At 46.0% G+C, this 7789-nt stretch carries 5 protein-coding genes; 3 read left to right on the plus strand and 2 right to left on the minus strand.

Features of this window, described 5'->3' with window-relative positions; all coding sequences use genetic code 11:
* Window positions 1-313: 313 nt before the first annotated feature.
* The gene (pckA, locus tag RIB93_RS26415) at window positions 314-1981 is read left to right on the plus strand and encodes a phosphoenolpyruvate carboxykinase (ATP) (protein ID WP_446377260.1); all 1668 of its coding nucleotides are present in this window, start codon (window positions 314-316) and stop codon (window positions 1979-1981) included.
* Between the two features lie 365 nt (window positions 1982-2346).
* On the opposite strand, the gene RIB93_RS26420 is transcribed toward pckA, so the two are convergent.
* Entirely contained in the window at window positions 2347-3339 is a 993-nt protein-coding gene (locus RIB93_RS26420; RefSeq protein ID WP_446377262.1) for a tetratricopeptide repeat protein, read from the minus strand.
* A gap of 100 nt (window positions 3340-3439) precedes the next feature.
* On the opposite strand from RIB93_RS26420, the gene RIB93_RS26425 reads away from it, so the two are divergent.
* Entirely contained in the window at window positions 3440-4657 is a 1218-nt protein-coding gene (locus tag RIB93_RS26425) for a DUF790 family protein (RefSeq protein ID WP_446377264.1), read from the plus strand.
* Here RIB93_RS26425 and RIB93_RS26430 read toward each other — a convergent pair.
* Window positions 4651-4824, minus strand: a complete 174-nt coding sequence (locus RIB93_RS26430) for a hypothetical protein (RefSeq protein ID WP_446377265.1) — start codon at window positions 4822-4824, stop codon at window positions 4651-4653. The genes RIB93_RS26425 and RIB93_RS26430 overlap by 7 nt on opposite strands.
* 310 nt (window positions 4825-5134) lie before the next feature.
* Between RIB93_RS26430 and RIB93_RS26435 the strand changes: the two genes are divergently transcribed.
* Entirely contained in the window at window positions 5135-7345 is a 2211-nt protein-coding gene (locus RIB93_RS26435; RefSeq protein WP_446377267.1) for a two-partner secretion domain-containing protein, read from the plus strand.
* Window positions 7346-7789 lie beyond the last annotated feature (444 nt).

Here is a 7789-nt window from a genome sequence, read left to right on the forward strand (position 1 = left end):
GAGGAACATGGAGCTGTTCCGACAATAGTGTATTATACTTTTTGTCAGCATAATATATTCCCGATAATTAGCCAAGCTGAATTGTCATCAAACGTTGATATTTGCACCATTTAAGCTTGACAAATTTTAGGATTTCAGCAGGAAGAAGACTGATGCTCATTTATATTTACAAAAAATAAACAAAAAATATTAACTAATTTAAATAATTGTGAATTCGTAAAATACAACACGATTTTTCTGATACAAATAGACCTAGGAAATATTTCTTATGGCAAACGCAAGTTCACGCTTATAGAGTGTAAAAGGTACTGATATGAACGAAAATACTTACGAATTGGAATCCGAACTTAAAACGTTGAACCACGTCTATCAAACCTTGTCTGAAGTCAATCCTCACATGAATGATGGGAGTTATGGACTAGAATCTCTGGGATTAAGGAACCTGGGTCATCTGTATCACAATCTCCCGGTTCCCCAGCTTATTGAAGAAGCCCTAAAACGGCATGAAGGCGTTCTCGCTGCCAATGGCGCTCTTTGTGTAGAAACAGGCAAATACACCGGACGTTCTCCTGCGGATAAATTCATCGTTGATGAGCCAGGGCTGCATGAGGAAGTGAACTGGAATAAAGTCAATGTTCCCATATCACAGGAAAAATTTGACTTACTCTATAAACAGATGTTGGCTTATTTGCAAGGCAGAGATCTGTTTATCTTTGATGGGTATGTCGGCGTTGATCCGCAATACCGCCTGGGTGTACGAGTTGTTAACGAACTCGCCTCGCAAAATTTGTTTGCTCATCAAATGTTCCTCCGCCCCACTCCAGAGGAACTGAATACCCATAACCACGAACTAACCATTATTGCGATTCCTGGTTTACAGGGAGATCCAGAGATTAATGGTATCCATAGTGAAGCCTTTATTGTCGTCAGCTTTGCCAAACGGCTGGTTTTGATTGGTGGTTCGCGCTATGCCGGTGAAATCAAAAAATCGGCATTCTCATTCATGAATTATCTGATGACGAAGCGCGATGTTCTGCCCATGCATTGTTCCGCCAACATGGACAAAAAAGGGAACACCGCGTTATTCTTTGGACTTTCGGGTACGGGAAAAACCACCTTATCAGCTGATCCCACACGGCATCTAATTGGGGATGACGAACATGGCTGGTCAGAACGGGGTATCTTCAACTTTGAGGGAGGCTGCTACGCCAAAACCATTCGGCTGTCGCGGACGAATGAACCCCAGATTTGGTCAGCGATTCGCTTTGGGTCAATGATGGAAAACGTGATGCTTGACCCAGCCACCCGTGATCCCAACTATGATGATGGTCACCTCACAGAAAATACACGAGTCGCTTATCCGGTCGATTATATTCCCAATTGTGTAATTCCGGGTATCGGTGGTCATCCCGGAACTGTCATTTTTCTCACCGCAGATGCTTTTGGAGTATTACCCCCGATTACAAAGCTGACCAATAATCAGGCAATTTTCCACTTCATGTCGGGTTACACCAGCAAACTAGCGGGTACAGAACGGGGAATTACTGAACCCCAAGCTACATTTTCCGCTTGTTTCGGTCAACCATTCCTTCCCCTGTCGCCAACTGTCTACGGCGAGATGTTATTTGAACGACTGGTGAAATATGATGCCAATGTCTATTTAGTGAATACTGGGTGGACAGGTGGACCTTACGGCGTTGGTACACGTATCCGGATTCAAGACAGTCGCGCCATGGTTGCGGCGGCGTTGAGTGGAGAGTTGGAAAAGGTGCAATACTATCACCATCCAATCTTCAAAATCTTAGTGCCAAAATCAGTTCCCGGTGTTGACAGCAATATTCTTGATCCGCAAAATACCTGGAGTGAGCCCCAAGCCTACGAGACACAAGCGAAGGATTTGGCGAAACGATTTGTGGAAAACTTTAAGAAGTTTCCCAATGCGCCGCGTGAAGTGAAGGAAGCTGCACCCGTTTTTGAGTAACTGTTCCCAGTTTTTGCCGCAACACCCTTTACTTTAGGGTTGTTGTGGACAAGAATATGAACGTTTAGAGACGTAGCATGCTACGTCTCTACATTTCCAGTTAGGTCTGTAGGGGCGGGTTTGACCGATAACGTTTTGGAAAAAAACCGATAACTCTACTGAACCCGCCCCTATAGGGGAAGGATGTAGAGATGCAATAGCTTTGCAGAGTTGAGGAAACCCAAGCGTGAGAGATCGCTGGGCACATAGAAGGACTAGACTACACTAGACTATCATAAAAAATTGACTTGGGAAGTCTTTCTTGCCCAGAATAGAAAAGTCTACCAGAATAGTGAAACTCGCCCCTACTGCCCTTAAAAACTCTTTCATCCCTCATCTGTTCGTGTACCCTCGAGCAAAGCTTCAAAGGACTCATTTCTCCGTAGATTATCAAAATCTGAGTCAGTGTGGGCTAAGGTGAGATATTCACTCGGATTCAGGCGAATCGCTGCTTGTAAACTCGCGATCGCACCCTCCTGATTTCCTAGTAAGGCATAGCAACAGGCTTGGTTGTACCAGGCGTATTCATCGTCTGGATCAGAGGCTAATACTTGGTCATAACTCGCCACAGCTTCGGGATATCGAGCCAGTTTCCGCAGCAGTTCCCCTCGCTGATACCAACTCCAGGGATCAGTGGGTTTGATCTCCAACCCCCGATCATAGCTAGCCAAAGCCTCTTCTAAGCGTCCCCAACGTCGCAGGGAATCTCCCCGTCGATACCACGCCCAATAGTCATCGGGTCGGGTTTCTAAGGCTTTTTCATAACTGGCAATTGCTTCTCCATACCGCGCCAAATGCCGCAGGGCGTCACCTAAGCGATACCAACTCCAGTAATCCGTTGGTCGCAGCTTCAGGGCTTCCTCAAAAGAGGTAATCGCTTCCTTGTACCAATCCAAATCTTCTAGGGCGACCCGTCCTCGATTGTACCAAGCCCAATAGTCATCAGGTCGAGTATCCAGAGCCTGATCGTAACTGGCGATCGCGTCTTCGTAACGTTGTAATTCCCGCAGTACCGTGGCGCGTTGACACCAACTCCAGTAATCGGTGGGCTTTTCGGTTAAAGCTTGGTCATAACTGCTTAAGGCTTCCGAGTACTGTCCCAAGGCATCTAACACATCGGCTCGCCAGTACAGCGCCCAAAAATCATGGGGCTTGTAGTCTAAAGCCCGATTATAGCTGGTCAGGGCATCTTCATAGCGCCCCTCATCGCGCAATCCATGCCCTTGATTTAACCAATCTCTATAGCTATCAGGTCTGCACTCTAGCACTCTGTAGATAGTATGGGCAGGTGTCTGCCTCATCGATAATGTCGTACTCATAGTTTAATCTTGAAATTATGTAACGGATAGTGAAGTGGTGACTAATAATCAATGATCAATGACATCAGACGAATGACCACTGACATAAGACAAATAATTCATGTTACCCACACCACTGCTAATTTATCGACAAAATGGGGAAGAGATCATCCCCAAGCGGTTGCCGATTAACCCACGCACCTGTGATATCGCCACGGATTTGATCACCTGTTTTCGGGAGGCGGTGGGTCATACCCAAGGTGAACTCAAGAGCCAGCTTTCTGAATTAGAAGGGGATAGTCCTGATTATCGCCTTAAACGGGGACTAGCACATCTGCTCAAAAATAATTTCAGTACCTTTGAAATCGTTAGTCCCCTGGAACCAAAAGAACTGCGACAACGAGTCTTTACCCTATCTGCTCAATCTCTCCCCTGTCGCGCCGCTACAGAAGCTACGCTAGAAACCCTCAGTAGTACGCTTACTCAAGAATTACACCAAGAGGTGCTACCTTCGCAAATTCGCACGGGGCTTTATGCGGATTTGCCAGAAAATCGGATTCTCACCCAGTTTGATGATCCCGCGCCGGAAGCCTTGCTGCACCGTTACAACTTATCTCAAGTCCAGGGAATTTTCTACAAAGCCTCTGAGATGATTCTCAATGCTCATCGGAATGTACCGGGGGAGTATAAGTTACTGTTTCGTTATTTAAAGTTATTTGGCTTAATGACCTATATCGAAGGCGATGCCGATCACGGGTTTACGATTACTATAGATGGACCTGCCAGTTTATTTAAAACCAGTACCCGCTATGGACTCGCGATCGCGAAACTCATTCCGGCTCTACTCCATGTTACTCGTTGGAGTCTCAAAGCCACGTTACAAATGCGTGATCCCTACACGGGAACCTGGAAAACTGGGCGGTTTAGTCTCAACGATAAATGTGGGTTGGTCACTCATTATCCTCCGGGTAAGCCTTACGATAGTATGATTGAGGCATCCTTTGCCAACCGTTGGGAGTCGCTGAAAACAGACTGGATATTGGAACGAGAAGTGGATCTGATTCCGATTCCGGGGAGTGTGATGATTCCGGATTTTCGGTTGGTGCATCCCGACGGGCGAGATATGTTGTTAGAAATTGTTGGCTTCTGGCGTCCCGACTATCTGCAAAAGAAATTTTCTCAAGTCCGGCGGGCGGCTTGTGATAATTTAATTTTGGCAATTTCTGAGCGACTCAATTTAGATAAAGCCGGGGTTAAGCTTGAACGTGTGCCAGCCCAAATTATCTGGTTTAAAGATAAGTTATCACCCAAGGCGGTACTAGAGGTATTAGATCAATGAACGGTGATTTCCGTTGGGGCGCACCGACGTGCGCCCCAACCGACGTGCGCCCCAGTATGGTTCCAGGGTACGGTGTTATGTTTCCCGGTTGCAGTGTCATAGTTCCAGGGTATAGCAACCGCCAAGGCGGTTAGACAGATCATTGCATTGATGTAGAGACGCGCCATGGCGCGTCTCTACCCATGGAAATCGGGAATATCCCTATATCTGGAAAAGAATGATTATAATAAGTTGAAAGCGAGGAAAACTTCAAACCCAAGTTAGCTGCTTGGGGACAGCAAGAAGAAACAATTAAGAACAACGGGTGCATGGATACCTACTAAATGTTTATAGTCTGATACATTCACGGCGTTAATGCAGACAAGTTCAGGATCATCAGTAGTGCCATACCGATTTGATGCGGATGCTGATAGCCTCAATTATCCAGTTCTATCACTACAGAACAGATAGGTTGATTGTTTACTAATAAGTAAGTTTATGGCTCTGATGAACGTAAATATGATGAGTATGCGGTTGTGTTTGGTTAGTGGGTTAGTGGTTAAGCTGGGCGTTGGCATCTTTTTCAACCCAGTGTCGGCTCAGATTATCCCGGATGCTACGTTGGGGAGTGAAGGGTCTCGCTTTATCGAAGGTGTAGAGATTGATCGGATTGAGGGTGGAGCAGCGCGAGGGGTCAATTTGTTCCACAGCTTTACTGAGTTTAACGTATTAGACGGACAACAGGTTTATTTTGCCAATCCTGGCGGGATTGAGACTATCCTGAGTCGGGTGACAGGGGGGAATGGTTCGGATATTTTCGGAACGTTGGGGGTATTGGGAAATGCGAATTTATTTTTAGTGAATCCCAATGGGATTGTGTTTGGACCCAATGCGCGGTTGGATGTGGCGGGTTCCTTTGTGGCTTCGACGGGAAATGGGTTTAATTTCTCGGATGGGAGTAGTTTTAGTGCGACGAATCCAGAAGCGCCGCCTTTGTTGACGATTAATGTTACTCCGGGGTTGCAGTATGGAGCGAGTCAGCCTCAAGCCGAAATTGTTAATCAGGGGAATTTAGGGGTAGGGCAAGATCTTACTGTAGTCGGGAATCGTCTCACGTTGTCGGGTCAGCTAGAAGCGGGGAGAGATTTAACCCTGTTGGCAACGGATAGGGTAGAGATTCGAGATAGTGTGAGTAATGCGTTCATTGCTAAGGCGGGTGGTGAATTGATTGTGCAGGGGAATGAGACAGTTGATATTTTTGCCTTGAATCACCCTGATAGTGGCTTGTTTTCCGGTGGGGATATGGTGTTGCGGAGTGCGAATACTGTGGGAGGTGATGCTCATTACTGGAGTGGGGGAAGTTTTCGGATTGAGCAGTTGGATAGTAGTCTGGGTAGTTTGTCAAGTCCTAATGATCCGGTAATTCGGGCGAGTGGAGATGTCAGTTTTGATAGTTATACAGGGGCTTCCTTACATATTTTTGCGGGTGGTAGCGTCACGGTTACGGGTGGTATCGAGATTACTGGCGCGGACGCTGAGAATGGAATTGTGGAGACGGTTACCCTCTCTGATGGGACAACAGTAGTCGAAATTGACGGTAAGGATAAATCGACGCTGGATATTCGGGCGGGAACGACTGAGGTTGGTATTCCTGGAAATCCTGACAATGTTAACGTTAATAATCCTCCAGGTATTAACGGAACTGGGACAAGCGCGGATATTAACATTGGCAATATTAAAATCAACGAGTCCGATGGTCTCGTCTTATTAACTAATCAGTACAACCCCAATACCTTACCTGGAAATATTACCGTTGATTCAATTAGTACCAGTAGTTCTTCAGGTAATAGCGGCTCAATATGGATCGACTCTCGCGGCGATATTACACTCAACAAATCCATAGATTCCTCTATATCCTCTATAGAGGAATCTATCGATAACGCCCTTGATACTGAACTTTTCCTATTCGACAGCAATGGTAACTTACTGACGGAAAATGATGATTCTTCGACGGCATTAGGTGCAGGGGGAAGCACTAGCGTTTTAGACTCTTATATTGATTACACGTTCAATCAAAATGGAAAATATATTATTGGAGTGGGACAATTTCCATCAGAGGGCACGCAGGGGGGAGAAATGCCAATATCAGGTACTCCACCAACAGACAGTTCAAGATACACTCTCCAGGTTTCTATTGAAAATCATCAAAATAATTCTTCAAGCTCAGGCAAATTGAAGGAAGAGGCAGATGATTCAAATAACTCTATCCAAGATGCACAGAAACTAGATTTATCTTTTTTAACCCAAGAGAATCCAAATGTTGAATCATCTGATACAATTCCCCATGTATCCATTGATGGTACTGGAAATGGTACATTTGACTACTACTCCTTTGAAGTGAAAACACCAGGGAGTCGAGGGATTTTCGATATTGACGACATTGACGACACCACTAGCGGTGGGAATGCTGGAAATATTACCATTAATGCAGCGGGTTCTGTCTGGCTTAAGGGGAGTAGCATTTCCGCTTCATCGTCGCGTAGAGTAGGCAACGGTGGTAATATTGCGATCGCAGCAGGTAACTCTGTTCGCTTAACAGAGGGAGCCACCTTAGAAGCTCAAACCAATGGTAGCGGAAATGCTGGAAGCGTTGTAGTGCAAGCACTGAACGGGGGTTCCGTTTCTTTAGAGAACAGCCGAATTAACTGATAACGCTCAAATCAATGCCAGTACTTTCGGTCAGGGAAAAGGAGGCAGCGTAACTATAAGGGCAATAAGCGGTTCCGTTGCGCTCGCGAACAGCAGCAACATTAGCACCACTGTAGAATTAGGCGCAACTGGGTCTGGTGGCAGCATCGACATTACAGCAGAAGCGGTTTCACTGACAGGAGGTTCTCGACTCGAAGCGCAAACTCGCGGACAAGGAGAAGCTGGCGATATCCAAGTCAGCGCCTCAGAACGTGTGGAAATCTCCGGCACGAGTCAATTTGGGCTATCGAGCGGATTGTTAACCTGAAGTTCCCCTTTGACAAATCGCTACACCGTATGCATATCTTGGCTTAGGACGATTTGACTTTTGGCTTCACTGGGTACATATCAGGCTTACGCCCAATAAATCTAAAGCCTTTCTTTGTACCGGAGTCGGTTCTGTTA

Origin of the sequence: Coleofasciculus sp. D1-CHI-01 (assembly GCF_040218875.1) — a bacterium.
Lineage (GTDB): Bacteria > Cyanobacteriota > Cyanobacteriia > Cyanobacteriales > Coleofasciculaceae > Coleofasciculus.

Bases quoted from the DNA above. Each gene is read 5' to 3' on its own strand.
- pckA (WP_446377260.1), top strand. From the start codon at position 314: ATGAACGAAAATACTTACGAATTGGAATCCGAACTTAAAACGTTGAAC.
- RIB93_RS26420 (WP_446377262.1), bottom strand. From the start codon at position 3,339: ATGAGTACGACATTATCGATGAGGCAGACACCTGCCCATACTATCTAC.
- RIB93_RS26425 (WP_446377264.1), top strand. From the start codon at position 3,440: ATGTTACCCACACCACTGCTAATTTATCGACAAAATGGGGAAGAGATC.
- RIB93_RS26430 (WP_446377265.1), bottom strand. From the start codon at position 4,824: ATGGCGCGTCTCTACATCAATGCAATGATCTGTCTAACCGCCTTGGCG.
- RIB93_RS26435 (WP_446377267.1), top strand. From the start codon at position 5,135: ATGGCTCTGATGAACGTAAATATGATGAGTATGCGGTTGTGTTTGGTT.